General features: G+C 41.4%; 2 protein-coding genes. Both read right to left on the bottom strand.

Annotation, left to right across the window (positions count from 1 at the left end; genetic code table 11):
- Positions 1-147 (bottom strand): hypothetical protein (locus ADIWIN_RS22080; protein WP_369021489.1); only part of this gene is annotated, 147 nt, incomplete at its 3' end.
- Positions 137-527, bottom strand: a 391-nt coding sequence (locus ADIWIN_RS21050) for a SusD/RagB family nutrient-binding outer membrane lipoprotein (protein ID WP_040756316.1), incomplete at its 5' end; no start/stop codon positions are given. The genes ADIWIN_RS22080 and ADIWIN_RS21050, both read right to left, overlap by 11 nt.

Here is a 527-nt window from a genome sequence, read left to right as displayed (position 1 = left end):
TTCCTCAACATACTGAGGATCGGGAGGATTGGGTGAATCATAATGGTACCTAAGAGGAATAGCAGGCTGTGCGGCATCGTACGGAGGTACAAAATCCGGATAACCAGTTCTTCTCCAATCAAACCATGGCTCTGGTCTAAAAAACATAGATATGTATTTTTTGAGTCATGATGCGCTCATGCTTATTTGATGCTTGGCTCAAGTCGACTTCTTCCTGACTGTAATAATCATCAAAATCAAAGCCTCCTACATAGTCCCCAAAAATTCCCCATTCACCCATAGAAGCTTCAATAGCATTTTTATAGTGGGCTTCTGCACCGCTGACACCAAATGCCCCAATAGCTGCTGCTTCTGCCAATATAAATTCAACTTCAGAATAGGTGATAATATTCATCCCTACATATTCATTTGCATTTTGGAAAATAAATATCGCTGAGACGACTATTAAACGGAGTGGTTTTAGGTTCAACTGATGTGGCTTGAGGACCTGCATTATAGGAAGTCCATGAAGCTTGACTACCAACTGG

Origin of the sequence: Winogradskyella psychrotolerans RS-3 (assembly GCF_000427335.1) — a bacterium.
Lineage (GTDB): Bacteria > Bacteroidota > Bacteroidia > Flavobacteriales > Flavobacteriaceae > Winogradskyella > Winogradskyella psychrotolerans.
The sequence above is the reverse complement of the archived record's forward strand: the minus strand, read 5'-3'. Positions and strand labels throughout refer to the sequence as shown.